The sequence below is a fragment of the Marinobacter sp. ELB17 genome (assembly GCF_000169375.1).
Lineage (GTDB): Bacteria > Pseudomonadota > Gammaproteobacteria > Pseudomonadales > Oleiphilaceae > Marinobacter.
In genome coordinates, this window is the sequence record NZ_AAXY01000018.1 from 57963 (window position 1) to 78152 (window position 20190).

The window sequence follows — 20190 nt, forward strand, 5'->3', positions numbered from 1 at the left end:
TCCCCTCAGGCGATCAATGCCACCTTTAGCATTCCGCGCGCATTGGCATATTCGTCAACGACGATTAAACCGAACTCTTCTTTCCAATCCTCAAATAAGGATTCTGTTAAAAGTCCACCGCCACCCACCAATAGAATGGCCTCATACTCAGCCATGTTAGGAAGCTTTGCCTGCGTGAATTTTTTAATCTCATTCACAATGGGCTTAGCGGCTTCTTCAATAATATGCTTAACTGGAATGACTCTATTTCCAGCATCAATGCCCACCCCTGGAAATTCAATGGAGCCTGTTTCAAAGGCTTCAGTGACCATCCAATCTGCTGCGTGCTTCATCTTAAACCCAAGCTCGCGAAGGTAGTCAGCTAGCATCGGAGCAAAGCTAGTGCGGATATCGTACGTTCCTCGCTTCATCGTATCGCTGCTGGAATGGCGAATATTCATATTTGGCATGACCGTCACCACCTCAAACGTACTGCCCCCAAAATCCATTACAGCAATAGGCGCCCTCATTTTTCGCGCTTGGCCTGAATTATCACGAACAAGGTAATCAATAACAGCCGCCACGCCTTCAGACATTACACGGCTCTGGGTTACATTAGCAATTGGATCTAAAGGCCCGTCAGAAGAGGCAACTAAAGAAACAGGAACCAGCATGTTGGCTTTTTGCGCGTCAATTAAAGGTCTATTGAGAGAGCCGTCAATATTATAGAAATCGCGAAATGGTAACGCAGTTGTTAGGTGGACTTCTTGGCCACCAGCCACACCAGCTTTATACAGCCCATGACTTACCAGCGTTCTGTTTTCCTTACTACTTCCATATTCATCATACCTGAGAGGTATTTTGTTGTTGATCGTTGGATCGACAACCAAGCGAACACCCTCTGTTTCATACATGCCAACCAGCTGACCATCCATTGTGCTCATGACTTCATGCTTAGATCCAATGACAACTGGGTACTTGAATGTTCGGATGACATCCCCATCCCAATACGCTACCTTGTGATCGTAGTAACCGTTATCAACCGCTATGCTTAAAGGGCGTTTCATAAATTCTCCAGTTTTAATATCTGCGTCCGCGCAAGTGATCCCACGCCCATTTTTTCTGTCTCAGAAAATGAGCCGACTCGACCTTCCAATATCCACCATTCATCAGTATTCGTGCTCGCCTTATTATATCAACCCAGCGGTTTGCTCGTTTCTTGGTTTTATAAATATCCAAAAAGAAATTGATAAAGGCAATTTTAACAACCATCCCGTAAGGGAATATAACGAGGAACAAAAACGGTATGACGCCCGTTACTGAAACAAAACCAGCAACTGTCGCTCGCTGTGATTTATTTGCCCAAATTATAGGGTTCCCGTCGATTTCAACTAAATGCAACTTCATTATGCAGTCTCTGCCTTGAAACGCTCGTAAGTGGAGATGTCAATCAAACCATCGTCGTAATGCCTTTGAATATCGAGCATTAATGGATATCCCTGAGCCTTAACCATCTCAGCCATCACTTGGTTTAACTTACTCTCCGAAGTGTCGTACAAAATACGCCGCATATCGTCAGTCAGGATGAGCACTTCCCGGGCTGCACAGCGCTTCCCGTCTACCGTAGGGATTAGAACCTGATAGCATATTAATCGTGTCGAACCAATAAGGCCTGCCAGGGCCCTGGCACGCTGGCCCTCTGGAAACACAGATATCATGCGACCAAACATTTCCGACGCAGAGTTTACGTGGACGGTTGTGTAAACCGCATGACCTGTTTCAGCGTTATGCAGAGCGCCCTCAATGGTCTCCTTATCTCGGGCTTCGCCAAGAATGATAATATCAGGATGCCGCCTTAACGCATTTGAAGTTGCATGGACGTAGCCTTGAAGGTCGCTATAAGCATCGCTTTGAGCGATACGGCCCGTTTTGTTCGGGATCGCTCTAAAATCAAATTCTATAGGACTTTCATACGTCAATATCCGCTTTGCTTCCTCTTGTGTCGCCAATTGACGAACCACTCCGCCCAGCAGCGTCGTTTTACCAGACCCAGTAGCACCACCAATAATTACGATTCCAGTGCGTGGGAACAGATGCTCAACGAGATACGCCGGAACCTTCTGAGCTTCAAGTGTAGGCGGTATTTGGGCTATGCTACGCATTGTTACGTCAATCCCAATTGGATTGGAATGCATGCCCATGGCAGCGGTCGCATTGACACGGAAGCGATAGGTTGTCTTCCTATCTTTCTTCACGGCGTAGGTAAAGTTGTGATCTATTCCCTGCTGAAGAGTGGCTGCGCTGGAAACCTTGTGCATGTCATTGAGAATTGACTCAACCGTATCGATTTCAAGTGGCCGGCACCCAACATCAATAATGCGCCCGTGCCTTTGTACCGCCAGAATCTCGTTGTCTTGAAGGAGCACGTCATCAATGCCCCACTCATACAAGGCGAGCAGCGCAGCGTTCCATTTACTCAGCGTGAATGGGTGATCGTCATCAATGATCGGCTTGTCGTTCATAAGCTCTAAAACTCCCCGAAAACTGGCTCTACGGACAACGGAACAGAAGTCTCATAGTCAAAATTGGGGTCAAGTTCTGCGGCGTCTGCACTCACCCAGAGTGCTTCCCACATATCCAAGCTCTGGAATTTGAGAGGCACGGTAATCGAATAAACAATGTCGCCCGCGTTTACGATCTGGCCGTTTGCACCGTAGGTTAGCTCTGGCTCCGTGCCAACCATCATAGGTCGCTGAACGATATTCCGGGTCTCCAGGATTCGATAGGTGATCCTGCCACGGATATCTCGAACCATAGTGTTGAGGTTGTTTTCCCAGATCATCTGGGCTTGTTCCAAACCCGCTACCCAACCATCATCAATAGCCTTACTCCAAACTTCTCGTTCCTTTGCATTTTTCGGGAAGAGTGCTGGATGAGGGTCTTCAGGGTAAGCAAACTCACGCCAAAGATACTCGCGCCACGTGGGAGGCTGGGTAATTGCGCGTGGGTTATCCGTAACTTGGTATTGGATTTCTACCGTTCTGATCTGTTGCTGATCTGGTGATACCTCAAATCGATCTCGAACCTCTACAATAGAGGGCAACAGCATGTGTTGGTCCACAATGAACGGCGCAAAGTTGGCTATCCTATCCAGGGTGCCTTCTTGGCTCTTAGTGATTGCAAGCAATTGCTCGTAGCGCCACGCAAGCGCAGACTGAGCACCAACGGCAAAAGCCGCCTCACGAACCGCCCTCACGCGAAATCCGTTATTCAGCAGGCCATCATCTTCCGGCTCACCCACAGTGTCGTAGTTGGTACGCGGCGAATCCAACTGTCTTATTTCGGTCAAGACAGGCGGATTCTGTGCGGCTATCCATACATCTAAATCAACAGCATCCATTATTACCACCTCACTGCGGATAGGTAATCTGAATGCGGCTATGGTCCGCATCGAGAACAATCAGAGCACGACCGCCAGCCTGGTAAGACGCATCAACGAGAAATTCTGCCAAAGGCTTTTTCTCACGATTCATAGCCACTTGAACGGGAATGATCGGCGTCTTTCCCAATACCTGGGGCTCGTCGTAGCCAACCAGACGGGACAGACCTCTCAAAAAAGGCTCCAGCTCTCCGTAAAAATCCTCTTGCAACACAACCTTCTTGTGCCATTCCTGGGGGAAGTCCTCAAGTTCATAGTCCAGCTCGCTGCCAATACCATCAGCAGACATTCGGGCTGATTCGGCATAACTGAGCGTGCGGTACGACTCACTAATGTCGTTAGCGGCCTCGGACAGCTTTACGATCGCAGGGTCAACCGTCAGGTTTACCCGATTGGGCGTAGCGCACCCCTGAACCATCAGTCCTGAAATCGCTACAGCAAGAAGTGTTTTAAATCCTGGCTTCATTGTCGAAAATCCTCGAACGGTTTATGTGCTTAATGTAGGTCATACTACCATGTGCCACATCAACACCCGCTCTCGGTGCTATAAAATGGTTCATAACTTTTCCACTTTCCCACCTCTTAAACTGAAAAACGGACTCCGCCTGAAGCAATCACTGCAATTCACTGCATCAAAACCCATACCAAAAAGCGCCAGAACCCTCGCTGCCAGACGCTTCACGAGACTAATCACCAGTGAGCATCTGCCGCGCCTCCACTTGCCTTCAACCTGCCTTCAACCTGCCTTCAACCTGCCTTCAACCTACCTCTAACCTACCTCTAACCTGCTTTCAACCTTGCTCCAACCTGCGTTCAACCTCCTTTCAACCTCCTTTCAACCTCCTTTCAACCTGCCTTTAACCTACCTTTAACCTCGGTCTAACCTGCCTTTAACCTACCTCTAACCTGCTTTCAACCTTGCTCCAACCTGCCTTTAACCTCCTTTCAACCTGCCTTTAACCTACCTTTAACCTCGGTCTAACCTGCCTTTAACCTACCTCTAACCTGCTTTCAACCTTGCTCCAACCTGCGTTCAACCTCCTTTCAACCTGCCTTTAACCTGCCTTTAACCTCGGTCTAACCTGCCTTCAACCTTGCTTTAACCTGCGTTCAGCTGGTCAATGAAACCAAAATGTTGCTTATTTGGGCGTATGACCAACCAATTTTGAGAGTATTTAAACCTCTGAACCACCATATTGGTTTATTCAATGGTAGGCTATACGAAGTCGTAGGGTAAATATTAAAACTGCCTCTTGGGGTAAAGATAGCTCTTAAAAACTGCATTACATCTATAAAGTTAGGGTTAAAACACCCACCCAAGGCAGCGGGGTAAGAGTTCAGCCGGAAGCAAGAAATTAGGCATACAACCTCACTCATGCCAAGCGACAAAGAATTTACAACCAAAAACACCCTGGAAAAACCTCATGCAAATACTGATCAACCTCGACAGCACACACCCGATCTTCCCTGGCGATGGCATAGAGCCCAGAGCCAAGGCACTGATGGAAAGCTACATAAAGGAGCGCTTCTTCGACAGCCTGATGTACCAGGAGGAAGTACAGAAGGACTTCGCAGTATGGCTTGAGGCTCACCAGTCAGGCTCAACCGCCAGCCTGCAAACCAAAAGACAGGAGATCCGTAAGATCCGCTCGGCAGCCGAGAAAGGGATCAACACGGCTACCCTCTTCCGTGAAATGGATCGCCTGCACTTCGATGCTCGTAACAACGTCCCTGACAAGCAGACTAACTTTGCCCTGTCTCATCTGATCGACACGGACTTCATCAACCGCATGGCCAAGGAAGCCCAGGACTTGAGTGCATCACTTACCCAACGCCGCGGCCTTATGTTGTTCGGGGCAACTCTCATGGTGGGTATCCGTACATCGGAATGGACCACCGCTCGTCTGATTCAAGACAACCCACCAGTGCTTCCCGGGGAAACCACAGCGCACCCTATTCTGGTTGTCCAGACTGTGAAAACTCGGAACTCCGATCCTGACCCGCGTTATCTGGTACTGGAGGGTTTCAGCCGAGGCGCCCTGGGTATGATCGAGGCATGCGTAGAAATGACAGCCACCATGAACAACGGCCACTTAGGCCAGCTTGTCCGTGGCATGAGGCAAGCCATGATTCGCATTACAGACGACCCGGCCGCACTTGAGCTGATTGAGCACATCGACATGAAGACCGCCCGCAAAATATTTACTGTGGAATCCCGACGCGAGAACAGGAGCCCCGAGGCGGTATCCGCGGCTCTTGGTCACACCACCACGAATAACCTTCGCTGGTATGCCCAGGGCGACACTCACTGCGATCGGATCACCGACATACCGCTCGCTCGGGCCAGCCTGAACGCCACAAAAAAAATCCGTGACCCGTTGGCCGAGTTCAACGAACGCAAACAGTTGGCTGGCGGTAAATCTCTTACGGGTTATCCAGACCTCGGCATACAGACTCCCGGTTCCGATCAGGACACCCAGAACAATGCCACTCTAGCCGACCGACTTTTGAACAATCAGGGCAACCGGTAATCCGCCAGCAGTAATGCGGGCAGCAAAAAAGCACCTCGGGCTAACCTGCGTTATAAATAGGCCAACCTAAACCGACACATTGAGGCAGCGGCAACAGACTGCCCTCGGGAGTACCAGAACATGAGCACCACGACAGCCTCAGTACCAGCGATTGGGCAGACCGTCCAGCCGCCCACCTATGGCGAGCCTCACGATATGTCGGTTCCGCCAGCCTCATCACAACCCGGGCAAACCGAATCCGCCATCTCGGGTAACCCAGGCTCTCCAGACTCTTCAGATCATTCAGTCTCCCTAGCGTCCCGCACCATGGACGCCATTAAGAGTCGTGTTCTGGACAACCGCGGTGTGCGTCACCCAGAGGTCTACAGCCCGAAAAATCTGATCAACCCGAACGGCCTTATGGATGGCCACAAAGCCGGCATGAGGATCGCTGCAGCCCTGATACGCCGCCAGCGAATTGCACTTGTAGCTGACTTTGACTGCGACAGCGCCACCGGTGCTGCGGTCATGAAAAAAGGCCTGACCCTGCTTTCGGAAACCCTGGCCCTCGCCGGCCGGCCCAAATCCACCGCCAACCCGGTTAGCCCTGACTCAGTATCGGATATCCAGATCGTCGTTCCCGACCGCCAGACCCACGGCCACGGCCTGACGCCCTCACTGGCCACTGAGGTTATCCAGACCCTTGAGGCCAACCTGATCATTGCTTTGGGTACCGGTAGCAACGCACAACCCGCGGCCACCCTTATCCGCCAATGGCAGGACGCCCCGGACCTGATTGTTCTGGACCACCACGCCCCTGCAGGTACGGCCCCCGACACCTACGCCCTGGTTAGCCCGAACCGTTCGGATTGCCTGTTTGAGTCCAAGGCCATCCACGGCACCGGTCTGGCCTTCTATATGCTCATACTGGTTCGCCGCTGCATGGTCGAGCTTATTGGCGGCACCCCACGCGGTACCGCTATGGCTGACCGACTCCGGGCTGTTCCGATGAACCCTCTGTCGGATCTGGTTGCCCTGGGCACGATCGGTGACAAGGCACCCCTGGACGCGAACAACCGCTTGCTGGTGAAGATGGGCCTGGAACGGATCAACAAGGGTCACCAGATGACCGCCAAGGCCTCCCACGACAAGGGTTACCTGAGCTATGGCCTGCGGGCACTCCTGGAAGTGGCGAAGGCGACCTATCCAATCACCACCCACGACCTTGACGTACACGCCGCCCAGCGCCTGAACAGCGTAGGCCGACTGGCGCTTCCTGCAGGCTTACCGGATTGTGGTATCGAGTGCTTGCTGGCGGACAACCAGATTGATGCTACCCGGCTGGCCAAACGCTGTGATGATCTGAACACCCAGCGCAAAGACAGTCAGGCCGCCGTAGAGGCCCACGCCAAGGCCACCCTCGACAGCGTTATGGCCGACCTGTCCCGCAATAATCTGACCACCCACAACCCGGATCATCCGCCAGCCACGGCATTGGCGATGAAAGACGACACTTGGCACACAGGACTGGTTGGCTTGATTGCGTCACGACTGGCCACCCAGACCGGCGCCACGGTGTTCTGCTTCGCTCCGGAAACCTCTGCCCAACCGCCTGATGATGCTCCCCATAACACCGGTACCGAGAATGCCGTGATCTGGCAGGACGCCCACTTACCAGAGACAGGCAACCCTGCAACCGGTGATGTGAACTGGCTCAAAGGCTCCGGCCGATCGGACAGTGTTCATCTTCGGGATGCCCTGGCGTTTATCCGTGCGAGCAACCCAGATCTTCTAATGCAGTACTCCGGTCATGCCGGCGCCGCCAGCGTTACCCTGTACCGCCCCCACCTGCCCCGCTTCCGCCGCTTATTAACCGAAGCGGTGGATTACTTGTTGGCGACTGCACCCCTGCAAAGCCTCAAGATGGAAGCATTACTGGATGACGGCCCATTACCGGCCACGGCACGGACGTTCCCACTGGCGCATTGGATTGAACAACAGCCCTGGGGTAATCAGTTCCCTGAACCGCAGTTCACGCAGTCGTTTCGTATTGTAAAAGCGCAGACCGCTATGGACGCACATCAGATGATGGTGGCAGTCGATGCCAATGCAAATCCCGCAGACGGGCAAAGCGGTACCGCCGAGCCGTTGCAGATGCTTTGGTTTAACAGTGTGGGGCTGGGTAGTAACGGTGTTACTCGTTCGGCGTTGAATGCCGGGGATATCGTAACGCTTATTTACCGGCTGGCGGTTAAGCGAACACATGGTAAGAATGCGTTGCAGGGTATTGTTGTTGGGTGCATTAAATAACTCGCCGTATCAAATAGTAGTTGGGGCCAATTCGCTCGGCCCCAACGATCACCATTGAATAACAGCCCTACACGACACCTTCAATCCAAAGTGCTGCACTTATTCTATGAACCCAGGATACTAAACAACGGAGCAGTGAACTTGGGAGGCACTCACTGGTGTTATCACTTGAACAACGTAATTCTCGAAGAACTTAGGCTAATCACCCATTCAGTCCAAAGACCTTATCTCGTAAGTCACCTTACAAGCCCCATAAGTCCTTAGCTTAGGGGTAGTTGACCATCTGAAAGCACTTAAACTCTTACCGAATCCCCTCCAGGCGCTCCAGAGTATCCGGGTATTTCTCCACCATTCTAATCAACAATGCAGCCTGATCATTAGGCTTACCACGGCCCTGTTCCCAGTTTTGAAGTGTTCTTACAGGCACTCTCAAATGGTGAGCAAAAACCCCCTGAGACATTTGCAGCTTTTCCCGAGTTTCAACCAACTCGATGCTGGAAAGCTCTTCCACAGGCATGCGCTCAACTGCATGCTTACGCAAGGTCAACTTACCCTGGCGTTCTTGTTCCAGAGCCTCAAACCCTTCACTAATTTCATCAAACACATCGCGCTTTTTCATGTTCATAATCATGTCCTGACAGCTTTAAATTGTTTCAACAACTCTGCAAGCTTTTTTCTCTGATCTGGGGTCAAATCGTCCATCTCCCCCTTGTCATAAACCGTAAAAAGCAGAAATTCAGCTCCCTTTAGCCACCAATAGTAGATAACGCGAAGCCCTCCACGTTTACCTTTCCCTCGACTGGAGTCTTGAAACCTTACTTTTCGTAACCCCCCGGTTCCCTGGATTACCTCGCCAGCTGTCGGGTTGAGCATCAGCTCTTGCTGAAAATCCAAAAAATTCTCGTCATTCATGTACTGCGGCCGATTGCGCTCAAACGCTGGCAGCTCTACAAAGACAGCTTTCATGGTGCTCCTTACGGGCTCACCCATAAGTATACGCGAATAGCGTATAGAGATGGAAGAGCTCTTAATTATTAGAATCCGCTAAATTCTTGGCCTGTTCGGCCTCCAGCTGCCGCGCCTGATCGACAGCTTTCTTTACCTCCGCAGCCTGCATCTGAGTCAGCAAATCACCGAACAAACCGGCCAGCATCGATAATACCAAGGTTTATAGCCCTATGGACGCGGGGCAGCCCAATAGTGGTATAAAATACCTCATACGGAACGGGCGCAGGTGGAAGCGGGCAGCGCACTTCGCACACCTTAATCCAATAGGACTTGCATTCATGGCCCCACCCCAGCAGAAACGCCCACCGCTGAATCCGCTTCTTGCTAAGTCGGTACCGGCGCCTCCTGTGAAAGCGGTCACGCCCAATCCCAACCAGATCATGCTGAGCTCTACCACCGGGCATGTGTATCTGCGCTTTCCGTTCGATGCGGAGATTGTGCGCTTCATTAACGAGCAGCTGGCGGACTCTACCTATATAGAAGGTACAACCGACTCTGCCCTGCATCCGGACGGTCGACCGGCACCGGTGAGTGCCAAGGCCATGCTTTACCGGTTGGCGGCCGCTCCTGCAGACATCACCTCTATCCGCCAGCTTGTACGGCAACACGCTTTTAGTATCAGCCCCCGTGCGATCGCTCGGTTGCGGGAGCTGGCGGCCGAGCATCGGGTGAACATCGGGGCGAACGACCCAGCGAACAACCCGGTCACGAAGGCGGTTGCAGCCGGTGATATGTTTCATCCGGCCTTGCTGCATCAGGCGCCTGCTACGCCGGCACCGAAACGACCGTCCATCACTGGCCTGTCGGGACGGCACCCCCAAACCGCCAGCGAGATTACGTGTCTCAAAATTCAGGTACCGCGGCCGGAGGACAGCGAGTTATTGTTGGCTGGCGGGGCGGGGCCGGATACTGTGCGCAGTGATGACGGCCTGTATGACACCATCATGGATTTCCCTGGGGCTGAGTGGATCAAGGGCAAGAAGGGTCAGAGCCGCGGTTACTTCCGTGTGGCAGTGACTCATGACACCCCAAAGATGGTGAAGGTACTCAACAGTCAGTACGGGCTATCCCTGTCTCCGGAACTGCCGCGCGCCATTGCCGAACGTATTGGCAAACTGCATCGTGATCTCAAGCTGTCCCGTAACAGTGCGGCGGATCTCCAGTTGCCCGTCCCCCAGGGCCTGAACTACCTGCCCTACCAGAAGGCCGGCATTGCGTACGCGGTTCGCAAGGGCAACGCTTTGATCGCCGATGAGCCGGGCTTGGGCAAGACCATTCAGGCGGTGGGTGTCTCCAACTGCGTTAAGGCCATCCGGTCGGTGCTGATTGTGGTGCCGGCGACCCTCAAGATTAACTGGGAACGTGAGTGGCAGAAATGGTGCGTGAAGGGTTTAACCACCGGGCAAGTCACTAACCGCTCGGCGAGCAGTTGGCCCACCGATGCCGAAGGCCGGTCACCCAACGTGGTCGTGATCAATTACGATCTGGTGGAGGCACACAAAGCCAGGCTAACCCGGCACACCTGGGACCTGATGATCGTGGATGAGGCTCACGCCCTCAAAAACGACAAGGCCAAGCGTACTCAGCTGATCCTGGGCCACGGCAAGAAAGAACCCGGCATACCACGACACCGCACTCTCCTGCTGACCGGTACCCCCATTCTGAGCCGACCCAAAGAAATCTGGACGCTGGCCCACGCTCTGGACCCGGAGTACTTCAGCAATCGGATGCGGTTTGCTTTGCGCTACTGCGCGGCCTACCAGGCTGAACACGGTTGGAACATGGACGGCGCCTCCAATCTTGGCGAGCTGCAGCGTGAACTTCGGGCCCGCATCATGGTTCGGCGCCTGAAAGCCAACGTGCTGTCTGAGTTGCCCCCGAAGACCCGGCAGATCATTCCTCTGGAAAACGGGCTGGCCACGCTGCGGGAGACCCACGTTCTGAAACAAGCCGCCCAGGCGCTCAAAGATATTCAGCGTGAGCGGGCTCGCTTGGACCCGAACAACGAGGCCACCTATCGCACCGCGGCCGATCGCCTGACCGACATGGAAGTGGCGGTCTTTGAGCAACTGTCCCGCCAGCGTAAAGAAACCGCACTGGCAAAGATTCCCCAGGTAATGGAGCTGGTGGAGCAGGCGTTAAACGAAGGCAGCGGCAAGCTGATTCTGTTTGCTCATCACCGTGAGGTGGTCGAAGCCTACCAGGATGCCCTAAACGCACTATTCATTAAGCAAGCCAAAGCACAGGATCGGGAAACCCGGCAACGCATCGGCACCACTCAGCCGAATTCCCTGGCCCTGGTGTACGGGCCTACCCCGAAAGGAAAACGGCAAGCCGAGGCCGATCGCTTCCAAGCCGACCCCAAATGCACCGTATTTCTGGGCAGCATTGGCGCAGCCGGTGTGGGCATCACGCTCACCGCGGCCACCAAGGTTCTCTTTGGCGAGCTGGACTGGGTACCGGGCATTGTCAGTCAGGCTGAGGATCGGGCGCACCGGATTGGCCAGCTGGATAACGTATTGGTGTGGCACGCCGTGGTGGATGGCAGTATCGACGCTCGCATGGTTCGCCGGCTGATTGAAAAACAGAAGGTGCTGGATAGCGCGCTTGACGATGAAAAAACGATTCAGGCATCCAGCACCGGTTCGCTGGCGGATTGCACGGTTGCCACCCGGGCGAAGCCAGGATACTCCGAGGTTGGCCTTGCACCACCACTGGTCGACCAGAGTTTTGTACTGGATCGCTACGCCGAGTACATGGATAGCGTCATCAACAGCGGTGAGCTTCAGAGCGGCGATCAGGCCCGCCAGCACGACGACCAAACTGCACAAGACATGGCGCAAGCCATGAGTCAGGATGACGGATACAACCATCATAATTCAGTCGACAACTTACCCCTTAGAATTGGCTGATCTGACCATTGGTTACCGGATTCCCCGGGCTGGTACCGGAAAATGCCGCTAAAAGCCCATTTTGGCTAACCACGGCGATATACTAGGCCCACCTGACCGCTTGGATGTATTGTGCCCGAGCAGGCCCACCGAATACCCCGCGGAGACAGCATGCGCCACACAGACACCGACACCCTGAATGAAGCCTCCCAGGGTAACCGATGCGACCCACCCACAGAATTTCCGGATACGCGTCAGCGTATTGACCATCAAAAGCGGGTGCTAAACCTGTTTCTGGGTACGCTCAAGCCACACCGCCAGTCCTATGTTCTGTGCCAGATGCGCGAAGAGTTGCTTGCCAACCCGGATAAGCCCATCTGCAGCATGCCCCTGATACCTACTACCTCTACCGACCGTGGCGATAACCATCAGGCTGAGCCGTCCAAGATGATGGCGGTGATTGACAGCATAGCCACCGACCGACGCAACACCGGCATTGTATTGGGTCTGTCCACATTGGCCGCGCTGGCGGTTATCACTCTTAACCTTCCTGCGCTGCAAGCTGGTACCGCTGCAACCTATTCGCTGCTGGGCCTTTCCATTGCCGGCTTTTTATCCGTTTTAGCCCTTACCCTGTACCACCGCAGCAATACTCTAGCTAAACGCCTCCAGATCGCCCATCAGGTCACGGCCCCGGTGCCGGAAAGCGCGCATTTCACACTGCTGGCGATTGATGAGTTGCTGAAAGAACGCGCGCCCAGTCGTTAGCACGCCAAACAGTCCCGTAACAATGTTTGACCAATAGCCCCCTATCGCAGCTCAAATATTGGAATATGTTTACCTATACGATGTTAAGAGTTGATAGACTGAAATCAGCGTTAGTCACGCAAGCACAAAGCAGTCCGTCACAAAGACAACTGAAGCCCCTCTCACTTTGGAGACTCCGTTGTATGGATGTTTACGCAGTTAACACAAACTTTCCATCACAGAGCAGCAACATCAGACTAATTCTCGAAGCCCGAAAGACCCTAACTCCAAACTCGAACCACTGGACCATACTGAGCCAGCTTCCGGTTCCGCCAACCTGGGCAAGCCTGCCGATCACGCTGGGCATTCTTGAAAGAATCCGGCACTCTGGGAACCTTGTTCGCGAGCACAAGTTCTCTGAAACCCGATTTCTGCACCCTGTCGCCTTTGGCTTGCCCGCACTTCCAGCCGATGAAAAATTTGAAGGACACGACGCCCGCGAAGCAAACACAACGCGCCGGAGAGCGGCAATTGATCGTCGTACCGGCGGGGATCGCAGGCAAGCGACCACAACCTCAGACCAGAGTAATATCGCAAGCCCGTTCTATTTTTGCCCGGCAATCACTGAATTGGTCATTCTTAGAGACACATTTTTTTGCACCGCCAACGACCAGTCCACCGGACTCAACGTCGAAACGGCGGCAGTCCCTATCAACTGGATTTCCGAACTGGTGAGATCAGCGTCACCCGGACAAACACTGTACGTCAACGCAAAACCCAAAGAGCTGCACCAGACCGTCATGGCCGGAAAACTGTGCAACCCAGCAGACAAAATATTTTGGTAAAGTTAGAAAACCATTGATTAAAGTAGGCCATTGGCCTATCGTATCAGGCAGTTGGAAATACCAACACACACGGCAACCGCCACACCAGAGACACAGGTTTTACATGAAAACGACACGCATCCATGAAATATCCACGTTCTATGGTAAACCACTGCCGACAAAAGTTTTCCCGGGCGCCAGTTCTTTACCCCGCTCAGTCGTTGTTGTTCTGATTCGATCGGAGTGCGTGGAAACAATCCCCGGCCACCCAGCCTGGCATATCGACCACATCGGCTCACCAGGGACCTATTTTGCAAGTTATCAAGAGCGCACCGTGGATATTCTCACCAACGGAAATGCACATCCCATAGCGTCGACCGTCGCGGATCTTCACAAACACATGCGATCCACCCAGTCCCGCCGACGTGAGCTGACTTTTATGGAGCTTCAGGCTCGCGGTATTACAACCTGCAGCTGGTCAGCCGATGAAGCTAAGCATCTTGGTGTCCCGGTATCGCCGCTGATCCAACGCACCGTAGTCGCTGGCAAAGCAATACTTGAACTCCTTTTGAACTCAGATGAGGCCACCCAAGCCATGGTGACGCACACCTTATTACTGCAGGAAGCGCATAATAAACAAAACGCGCGCCAACCCCAGGCCCAGCGAGAAACCAGACTCCATCTTACATCGGCCTTTGCCTAGTTCCATCAAAGCCGGCAACACTTAGAATCTGCTTACCCACACCAAGAAGGAACGCGCGATGATTACCTTCATTACCGACATTCAGGAAGGCGAAACCGATATTCTGGCGCCCGTTAAAGCCGAAGAGCTCACCATCAAAGACCTTGAGGCAACCATCATTGCCAAGATACCAGCCCCCATTGGCGGCTGGACACACCGTAACCTGGAATCTCTGAGCCGAGCAATTGCAGAAAAAACACGCCGCGGCGCCAACGCCTTTTTAGGATCGTCATGGATTGGAGGTACTGAAGTATGAGTTCCCAAACCGCTTACGAGGCCCGCAGACAGCAAATCAAGCGCCTGATGGATGAGCACTTCAACGGCAACGAACACCATTTCGCAAGCGCCATAAGTGTATCTGCCAGCTCAGTTGGAAAATTGGTGAGGGGTGAACGAAACATCACAGAGAACGCTGCCCGCCACATCGAACAACACCTACGGCTACCACCCGGGTCAATGGACACCTTTAATCCAGACACACCCCTGACAAGCTCGGCCCGGCAAGGGCCAGCCGAAGATCAATCAGAGCGCGACGAACCTCTGACCACGTACAAGATCCGAAAAAACCAGATTGAGCACCTAATTCACGAACGGTTCGCTGGCAACCAGGCAGAGTTCGGCCGCAGCATAAATCGGCCGCCATCCATGGTCTGGCAATGGTTAAACGACCACCGGAACATAGGCGAAAAAGCGGCCCGAAAGATTGAGATGTATTTGAAAATATCAAGTGGGGCATTGGATACCAATACATTCGGACAACCACTACCAAAATCAACGAGGATTAATTCAGTAGAAGATTACCTAAAATGTATAGAGCGATCATCCAGCGACGCGGAGAGCTTCATTAAAGGATTTTCGGCTAACGATTTCAGCACACACAACAAAACCCGAAAGGCAGTCTCAATGTGTCTTCTTGAAATAGGTGATGCCGCCAGCTCACTCACCATCCACCACGCTGACTTTATTTCCAGCCACCCTGACCTACCCTGGGCCACAATGCTGGAGATGAAACCACAACTCGGTTGCCTCGATATGGCCCCGGGTGCCGTATGGGAAACGGCAACAACGATTGTCCCGAAAATAAACGAGCAGGTGGGCTTTCTGCTGGACGACATGGATGACGACTTCGGGCCGACGCAGACGTAACGAAAATCGAAAACAGCGAAATCACCACTGGTAACCGCCAGCTAAACACTCGGCAACCGCCCATCAGGAGACACATCATGCACCCACAACCCAATCAGTCTGGCCCAGCCAGCGCAAAGACCGTCTACAACACGCTGGACGTCTTCACCTGCTCCACCGCCAATCCAGAATCCACAGTTGTTGTGGTACTGGCGCAAACCCGTCCGTCGAATGGTCACCATGAGCGGTATACGTGGGAAATCTCCTTCATCGGCCTGCTTAACGAATTCCATCTGGACTACAGCGACAAAATGGCTCAAGCCTTTGCGCTTTGCTCGGCAGAGATGGCGTCTTCATCCCGACTCTCTGAAACCGCTTTTTACCGCTACCTGAACAAGCGCATCGACCACATGCAACCGCTATCGCCCCACGCACTCAGCATGCGCGGCATTGGTGCCTATAGTTGGTTGGAAGCGGACGCCATTAAAATTGACGCGCACCACAGGTCAACCATGATCAACCGCAACGGCAAGCTGTATTACGGGCAGCGCCTCGACAGCATGCATGACATTTACCGCATGGTCGCCGAGTCCCTGGAGATTAAAGCAGCTTCCCGACGCATGCCCAGCACCGCCCTAGTTGGTCGCCCGTACATTGAACTCAAAGGCAGCATTAGGCTGGACCATGCCGCCGATGCCGCACGACCACGGCCTACCCTCACCACTTAAACCCCAAAACACCAAAGGCGTCAGCGAAAAGCGGCGCCCTCTATCATCCTGCCTATGACACCCTTTATTTGGGTAAAACCCGCTAAAAAACAATAAAAATGCAATTATTAGCTTGTCATATATAGGCCAATGGCCTATTATAATAGACATACAGAGCAGGGTTCACCTGCCTAGCTAGCAACCGCTACACCGGAGACATACCATGACAGTCATCATCGCCACCACCGTTTCAGAAACCAAGCGCGGCAACCGTATTTGGCTGGAAGGCCGCAAGCTGGCCCGTGGTTGCTTCACGCCCGAAACCCGCTACAACGTGAGCTTCAACAAGGGCACCCTCACCCTGACCGTTGCTACCGAAGGGTCGCAGTAGGAATGCCGGTCACCCGACACCCCCTGCACAGATCCGTACGTGCGCTACTAACGCATACGGCTCCTATCTTGAGTGTATACCGTCAAATCGTTTGTTTGGCCAAGGATGCACAACTCTGGGTTGTGGCAGCGCATCTCGCAAGAACTGACCGAAGCGCGCCCACACGAGACGGTAGCGCTGGCTGCGGCGCCGTAACGCCTTCATCCAGAGCTTTCCAAGTTCCGTGTGAAAGCGACTCACCCTGATGACGTTGCCTGGAACGGCAAAGTAGTTCAGGTGACCCCGCATCACTGCAGCCAGCCAGCGTTTCTGCTCGCCAACCGGCCGATGCCTGTTTCGGTATAACCAGTCCTTGACGCTATGCAGCGTTCGTCGCATGCGGCTCACAGATGTTTGCCGCAGCAACATGAACGTCCGTCTATCACGCAGGACCGCACAGCTGTGCGTGAACCCCAGAAAATCGAACGACTCAGGCTTTGGTAGCCCTGCTTTCGCACAGTCCTTCCAGGCAAAGCGCCCAAAGCGGATGAGCTTCGTCTTGTCCTCGTTGAGCGACAGTCCAAAGCGATCCAACCTCTGGTGCAGCTGACTCAGGAACGCCTCCGCATCGTCTTTTCTCTGAAAGCCCAGTACCGCGTCATCCGCGTACCTCACGACGATAACATCGCCCGAGGTCTGCCGCTTGCGCCACTGGTTGATCCAGAGATCCATACAATAGTGGAGATAGATATTCGCCAACAACGGCGAAATTACTGCGCCCTGAGGCACTCCACGGGCTGAGCGCACGTGTCTGCCGTCCTCGTCGTAATGGCCTACCTTCATCCATTGTGTCAGTAGGCGAATCAGACGCTTGTCCTTGATCCGATGCTGGATAAACGTGATCAGCCAATCATGTTCGACCCGGTCGAAGAACTTCCGGATATCCAGATCCAGCACCCAGTTCACTTTTCGTCTCTTGATCCCCACGTAGAGCGCATCCAACGCATCGTGCTGCCCCCTGCCGGGCCTAAACCCGTAGGAGAAGCCAAGGAAATCTTCCTCGTAAATGTGCTGCATGAGCGTAACGGTTGCCTGCTGGACCAACTTATCTTCCAAGCACAGAATGCTCAGTGGCCGCAGGCTGCCGTCTGCCTTCGGGATTTGAATCCGTCTGGCAGGCGTCGGCCTGTATGAGCCACTGTGCAAGCGGTGCAGGAGGCAAGTCAGCCGCTTGTCCAACCCTTGGGCGTAAGCCTGCCATGACAGGCCATCAACGCCGGGAGTTGAACGTCGCTTCAGCTTGTAAAAGCTGTCTGTCAGCAGTGTCCTTGTGAGGTGATGAAACAGTGAAGTGAACTGTGTTCGGCGATCTTTTGCCGCGACTTGGCGTACGCGAAGCAAGCGTGACGTAGCACTGATCCCGTTCTGAGCCGGGGTGCCGGCGTCCTGTTTCGCGTTCCTCTTGATTGAACCCCTTCCCTCCACAGCCTCCGCAGGGCCTTGCAGCCCCTTGTTCGGTTGCTTCTGCGGTACTATGAGTTCATCCGACTTCCCGGACTCTCGCAGGGTCGTGAGGCTATTGACCTTCACCATGCGGCCTCCACAGGCTGAGTGTGGAGGGTTGTCCGGGATCTCCCGAGTTCCGTACAGAGTGCTTATCTGCATGCTTAAGGTCTACGACTGCGGAAGAGTGGCCCATACCTTGCGGTTTGACGGTACGGGTCATGTTGCATTCTGCTTCGCTTAACAGCATCTGCCTCTCCAACTAGTGATTTCGCAGCTCGATACTTCGCCTGCAGACACCCCTGTCAACACTTCACGGCGGCCCTTGCGGACAGTCGCGCATGACTCGGGGACGAAGCGGCCCGCCCGCCTTACCTCGTAGGGACTTTCACCCTGACACTCTGCCGATTTAGCTCGGCGTTCTAAGCGCGCCGTTTCTTCGCGCAAGGCATCACCCATCATCGACTTGTGCTCCAAACAGCTGGCAAAGTGGTTCAGCACTGGCGAGAAACTGAAGGCTGTCGTTCGCGCTGGCAAGATCGCCATTCGCCGCATCGCGCAGACCATCAAGACCAACAAGCGTGAGCAACGCATTCTGGCCAAGATCGCTGCAGGCGAGCCGCTGAACGTGGTGTCTGCTTTTTCGGGTGCTGGCGTTATGGATCGCGCTCTGCACGATGGTTTTCAAAGCGCCGGCATCAAGCTCCGCACCATGCTAACCATCGAGATCGAAGGCAAGTACGTGGATGCGTCCCTGAAAGCCAACCCCGAACTGTTTGACCGTAACAGCGTGATCGTGAACACACCGATTCAAGACACCTGCATTACCGGTACCGCTTACTCAGACGTGTTTTGGGCCGGAATTCCATGTTTAGGCAGCAGTCTTGCCGGGCGTACCAAAGGCAAGCTGGCACACGCCGAGAGCCACCCAGATGCGGGCGCCCTTTTTTACAACACGCTTCGCATGATCGAGCAGTTTTCGCCTGCCATAATCGTACTAGAAAACGTGAGTGCTTATCGCTCAACCTCCAGCTTCGCAGTAATAGAAAATGTACTAGCATCGTGGGGATACACCGTTAACGTCGAAATTTTGAACGGTAACGACTACGGGTGCATCGAAAATCGGGACCGGTTGGTGGTGATTGCCATCTCAAAATCACTGCAGGCGCTGGGCGGATTCGACATGAGCGACATCATTCCAGTACGCACCAAAGAAGCCACCCTGAACGATATTCTGGACCCCATCAGCGAAGACGATTCAGCCTGGAAAATTCACGAGTACCTTGAAAAGAAAGAAGTGTCAGACATCGCCGCTGGCAAAGGTTTTCGCCGCCAGCTATACACCGGTGCAGAAGAAAGCATCAATGTGTTGACTCGCGGTTACGCAAAATTCGCTCCACTGATCCTCACCTGCGCCACCCAACCAAAGCGCGCTTTACCCGCCTGCTGACCCCGATCGAACACGCCCGCGCCAAGGGACTGCCCGAGGGATGGATTCAAAGCACCGGTCTATCGAATACAACCGCACATGAGGTGATTGGCCAGAGCGTCATCTTCAGTCTCTTTGTGGCCGTTGGCCGAGCGATTGCACTAAACCTCAAACACACAGCCCGCCTTGCACTGATCGGCACTGGCGGCGCTGAGATAGCGTCTGACGAGCTTCTGCTGGCGGCGTAACCGCCAGCATCACCTACCCCGCTGGCGGACACTCCGCCAGCCTTACCCAATCGGGACAAACCCATGCACACTTTTGAAGTCGTATTGCACCGTGTATCAGTTAGCCAAACCACCATGTATGTGACCGCTGAGAACGATGCAGCTGCCCGCCAAAAAGCAATGGAACTCTCAGGCGACCAGACCTACAAAGAGTTCACCGCCGAGTATGAGGTGGACACCTCTGACCTGATCACTGCCAATTAAACCAATGACCCAATAGGCCCGCCAGAACGTGCTGGGAAGGCGCAAGCCGACCCGGCCCATGACCGGAGGGCGAAGCCCGATGGGAGTACAAGCGCAGTGCTGTTGGGTGCCACGC

The 20190-nt window shown here is 53.7% G+C and carries 21 protein-coding genes; 12 read left to right on the top strand and 9 right to left on the bottom strand.

Annotation, left to right across the window (positions count from 1 at the left end; translation table 11 throughout):
- Positions 1–5: 5 nt before the first annotated feature.
- From parM to MELB17_RS16625, 5 genes are read right to left on the bottom strand one after another with little or no spacing between them, the layout of a single operon-like run.
- On the bottom strand, positions 6–1046 hold the full coding sequence (gene parM, locus MELB17_RS16605) for a ParM/StbA family protein (RefSeq protein WP_007351466.1): 1041 nt from the start codon (positions 1044–1046) through the stop codon (positions 6–8).
- Between the two features lie 13 nt (positions 1047–1059).
- Complete coding sequence (locus MELB17_RS16610; RefSeq protein WP_007351467.1) at positions 1060–1386, bottom strand: hypothetical protein; 327 nt, start codon at positions 1384–1386, stop codon at positions 1060–1062.
- On the bottom strand, positions 1386–2501 hold the full coding sequence (locus MELB17_RS16615) for a type IV pilus twitching motility protein PilT (RefSeq protein ID WP_007351468.1): 1116 nt from the start codon (positions 2499–2501) through the stop codon (positions 1386–1388). Before MELB17_RS16615 ends, MELB17_RS16610 begins: the two co-directional genes overlap by 1 nt.
- A gap of 5 nt (positions 2502–2506) precedes the next feature.
- Positions 2507–3379: a type IV secretory system conjugative DNA transfer family protein gene (locus tag MELB17_RS16620; RefSeq protein ID WP_007351469.1), complete on the bottom strand. Its 873-nt coding sequence runs from the start codon at positions 3377–3379 to the stop codon at positions 2507–2509.
- Positions 3380–3389: 10 nt separating this feature from the next.
- Entirely contained in the window at positions 3390–3884 is a 495-nt protein-coding gene (locus MELB17_RS16625) for a DotD/TraH family lipoprotein (protein WP_007351470.1), read from the bottom strand.
- Between the two features lie 958 nt (positions 3885–4842).
- On the opposite strand from MELB17_RS16625, the gene MELB17_RS16630 reads away from it, so the two are divergent.
- A complete protein-coding gene (locus MELB17_RS16630) occupies positions 4843–5949 on the top strand; it encodes a hypothetical protein (protein ID WP_007351471.1) in 1107 nt (368 codons plus the stop codon).
- Between the two features lie 120 nt (positions 5950–6069).
- Positions 6070–8238, top strand: a complete 2169-nt coding sequence (locus MELB17_RS16635; protein ID WP_157133333.1) for a DHH family phosphoesterase — start codon at positions 6070–6072, stop codon at positions 8236–8238.
- 301 nt (positions 8239–8539) lie between these two features.
- Here MELB17_RS16635 and MELB17_RS16640 read toward each other — a convergent pair whose 3' ends face one another.
- The 3 genes from MELB17_RS16640 to MELB17_RS26200 form a co-directional block, all read right to left on the bottom strand.
- Entirely contained in the window at positions 8540–8857 is a 318-nt protein-coding gene (locus MELB17_RS16640) for a helix-turn-helix domain-containing protein (protein ID WP_036185231.1), read from the bottom strand.
- A gap of 8 nt (positions 8858–8865) precedes the next feature.
- A complete protein-coding gene (locus MELB17_RS16645) occupies positions 8866–9204 on the bottom strand; it encodes a hypothetical protein (protein WP_007351474.1) in 339 nt (112 codons plus the stop codon).
- A gap of 61 nt (positions 9205–9265) precedes the next feature.
- Positions 9266–9391, bottom strand: a complete 126-nt coding sequence (locus MELB17_RS26200; RefSeq protein WP_007351475.1) for a hypothetical protein — start codon at positions 9389–9391, stop codon at positions 9266–9268.
- A 133-nt stretch (positions 9392–9524) separates the two neighbouring features.
- Here MELB17_RS26200 and MELB17_RS16650 point away from each other — a divergent pair, with 133 nt between their 5' ends.
- From MELB17_RS16650 to MELB17_RS24695, 8 genes are all read left to right on the top strand, one after another.
- Entirely contained in the window at positions 9525–12158 is a 2634-nt protein-coding gene (locus tag MELB17_RS16650; RefSeq protein ID WP_007351476.1) for a DEAD/DEAH box helicase, read from the top strand.
- Positions 12159–12308: 150 nt separating this feature from the next.
- Complete coding sequence (locus MELB17_RS16655) at positions 12309–12905, top strand: hypothetical protein (RefSeq protein WP_007351477.1); 597 nt, start codon at positions 12309–12311, stop codon at positions 12903–12905.
- A gap of 26 nt (positions 12906–12931) precedes the next feature.
- A complete protein-coding gene (locus MELB17_RS16660) occupies positions 12932–13729 on the top strand; it encodes a hypothetical protein (protein WP_157133334.1) in 798 nt (265 codons plus the stop codon).
- 103 nt (positions 13730–13832) lie between these two features.
- Positions 13833–14411: a hypothetical protein gene (locus tag MELB17_RS16665; protein WP_007351479.1), complete on the top strand. Its 579-nt coding sequence runs from the start codon at positions 13833–13835 to the stop codon at positions 14409–14411.
- Positions 14412–14469: 58 nt separating this feature from the next.
- On the top strand, positions 14470–14706 hold the full coding sequence (locus tag MELB17_RS16670; protein WP_007351480.1) for a hypothetical protein: 237 nt from the start codon (positions 14470–14472) through the stop codon (positions 14704–14706).
- The gene (locus tag MELB17_RS16675) at positions 14703–15596 is read left to right on the top strand and encodes a HepT-like ribonuclease domain-containing protein (protein WP_007351481.1); all 894 of its coding nucleotides are present in this window, start codon (positions 14703–14705) and stop codon (positions 15594–15596) included. Before MELB17_RS16670 ends, MELB17_RS16675 begins: the two co-directional genes overlap by 4 nt.
- Before the next feature lie 77 nt (positions 15597–15673).
- The gene (locus MELB17_RS16680) at positions 15674–16303 is read left to right on the top strand and encodes a hypothetical protein (protein ID WP_007351482.1); all 630 of its coding nucleotides are present in this window, start codon (positions 15674–15676) and stop codon (positions 16301–16303) included.
- 202 nt (positions 16304–16505) lie between these two features.
- Complete coding sequence (locus tag MELB17_RS24695; protein ID WP_007351483.1) at positions 16506–16673, top strand: hypothetical protein; 168 nt, start codon at positions 16506–16508, stop codon at positions 16671–16673.
- 63 nt (positions 16674–16736) lie between these two features.
- On the opposite strand, the gene ltrA is transcribed toward MELB17_RS24695, so the two are convergent.
- Positions 16737–18245: a group II intron reverse transcriptase/maturase gene (gene ltrA / locus MELB17_RS16685; RefSeq protein ID WP_007351484.1), complete on the bottom strand. Its 1509-nt coding sequence runs from the start codon at positions 18243–18245 to the stop codon at positions 16737–16739.
- A gap of 376 nt (positions 18246–18621) precedes the next feature.
- Here ltrA and MELB17_RS16690 point away from each other — a divergent pair, with 376 nt between their 5' ends.
- Together MELB17_RS16690 and MELB17_RS16695 are read left to right on the top strand one after the other, a co-directional pair.
- A complete protein-coding gene (locus MELB17_RS16690; RefSeq protein ID WP_007351485.1) occupies positions 18622–19605 on the top strand; it encodes a DNA cytosine methyltransferase in 984 nt (327 codons plus the stop codon).
- Between the two features lie 290 nt (positions 19606–19895).
- Positions 19896–20075, top strand: a complete 180-nt coding sequence (locus MELB17_RS16695) for a hypothetical protein (protein WP_007351487.1) — start codon at positions 19896–19898, stop codon at positions 20073–20075.
- The last annotated feature ends 115 nt before the right edge of the window (positions 20076–20190 follow it).

Coding starts and splice junctions, on each gene's coding strand:
- MELB17_RS16635 (WP_157133333.1), top strand. CDS start 6,070: ATGAGCACCACGACAGCCTCAGTACCAGCGATTGGGCAGACCGTCCAG.
- MELB17_RS16680 (WP_007351482.1), top strand. CDS start 15,674: ATGCACCCACAACCCAATCAGTCTGGCCCAGCCAGCGCAAAGACCGTC.
- MELB17_RS24695 (WP_007351483.1), top strand. CDS start 16,506: ATGACAGTCATCATCGCCACCACCGTTTCAGAAACCAAGCGCGGCAAC.
- MELB17_RS26200 (WP_007351475.1), bottom strand. CDS start 9,391: ATGCTGGCCGGTTTGTTCGGTGATTTGCTGACTCAGATGCAGGCTGCG.
- MELB17_RS16640 (WP_036185231.1), bottom strand. CDS start 8,857: ATGAAAAAGCGCGATGTGTTTGATGAAATTAGTGAAGGGTTTGAGGCT.
- MELB17_RS16695 (WP_007351487.1), top strand. CDS start 19,896: ATGCACACTTTTGAAGTCGTATTGCACCGTGTATCAGTTAGCCAAACC.
- MELB17_RS16665 (WP_007351479.1), top strand. CDS start 13,833: ATGAAAACGACACGCATCCATGAAATATCCACGTTCTATGGTAAACCA.
- MELB17_RS16625 (WP_007351470.1), bottom strand. CDS start 3,884: ATGAAGCCAGGATTTAAAACACTTCTTGCTGTAGCGATTTCAGGACTG.
- MELB17_RS16615 (WP_007351468.1), bottom strand. CDS start 2,501: ATGAACGACAAGCCGATCATTGATGACGATCACCCATTCACGCTGAGT.
- ltrA (WP_007351484.1), bottom strand. CDS start 18,245: ATGGTGAAGGTCAATAGCCTCACGACCCTGCGAGAGTCCGGGAAGTCG.
- MELB17_RS16655 (WP_007351477.1), top strand. CDS start 12,309: ATGCGCCACACAGACACCGACACCCTGAATGAAGCCTCCCAGGGTAAC.
- MELB17_RS16645 (WP_007351474.1), bottom strand. CDS start 9,204: ATGAAAGCTGTCTTTGTAGAGCTGCCAGCGTTTGAGCGCAATCGGCCG.
- MELB17_RS16610 (WP_007351467.1), bottom strand. CDS start 1,386: ATGAAGTTGCATTTAGTTGAAATCGACGGGAACCCTATAATTTGGGCA.
- MELB17_RS16630 (WP_007351471.1), top strand. CDS start 4,843: ATGCAAATACTGATCAACCTCGACAGCACACACCCGATCTTCCCTGGC.
- MELB17_RS16650 (WP_007351476.1), top strand. CDS start 9,525: ATGGCCCCACCCCAGCAGAAACGCCCACCGCTGAATCCGCTTCTTGCT.
- parM (WP_007351466.1), bottom strand. CDS start 1,046: ATGAAACGCCCTTTAAGCATAGCGGTTGATAACGGTTACTACGATCAC.
- MELB17_RS16620 (WP_007351469.1), bottom strand. CDS start 3,379: ATGGATGCTGTTGATTTAGATGTATGGATAGCCGCACAGAATCCGCCT.
- MELB17_RS16675 (WP_007351481.1), top strand. CDS start 14,703: ATGAGTTCCCAAACCGCTTACGAGGCCCGCAGACAGCAAATCAAGCGC.
- MELB17_RS16670 (WP_007351480.1), top strand. CDS start 14,470: ATGATTACCTTCATTACCGACATTCAGGAAGGCGAAACCGATATTCTG.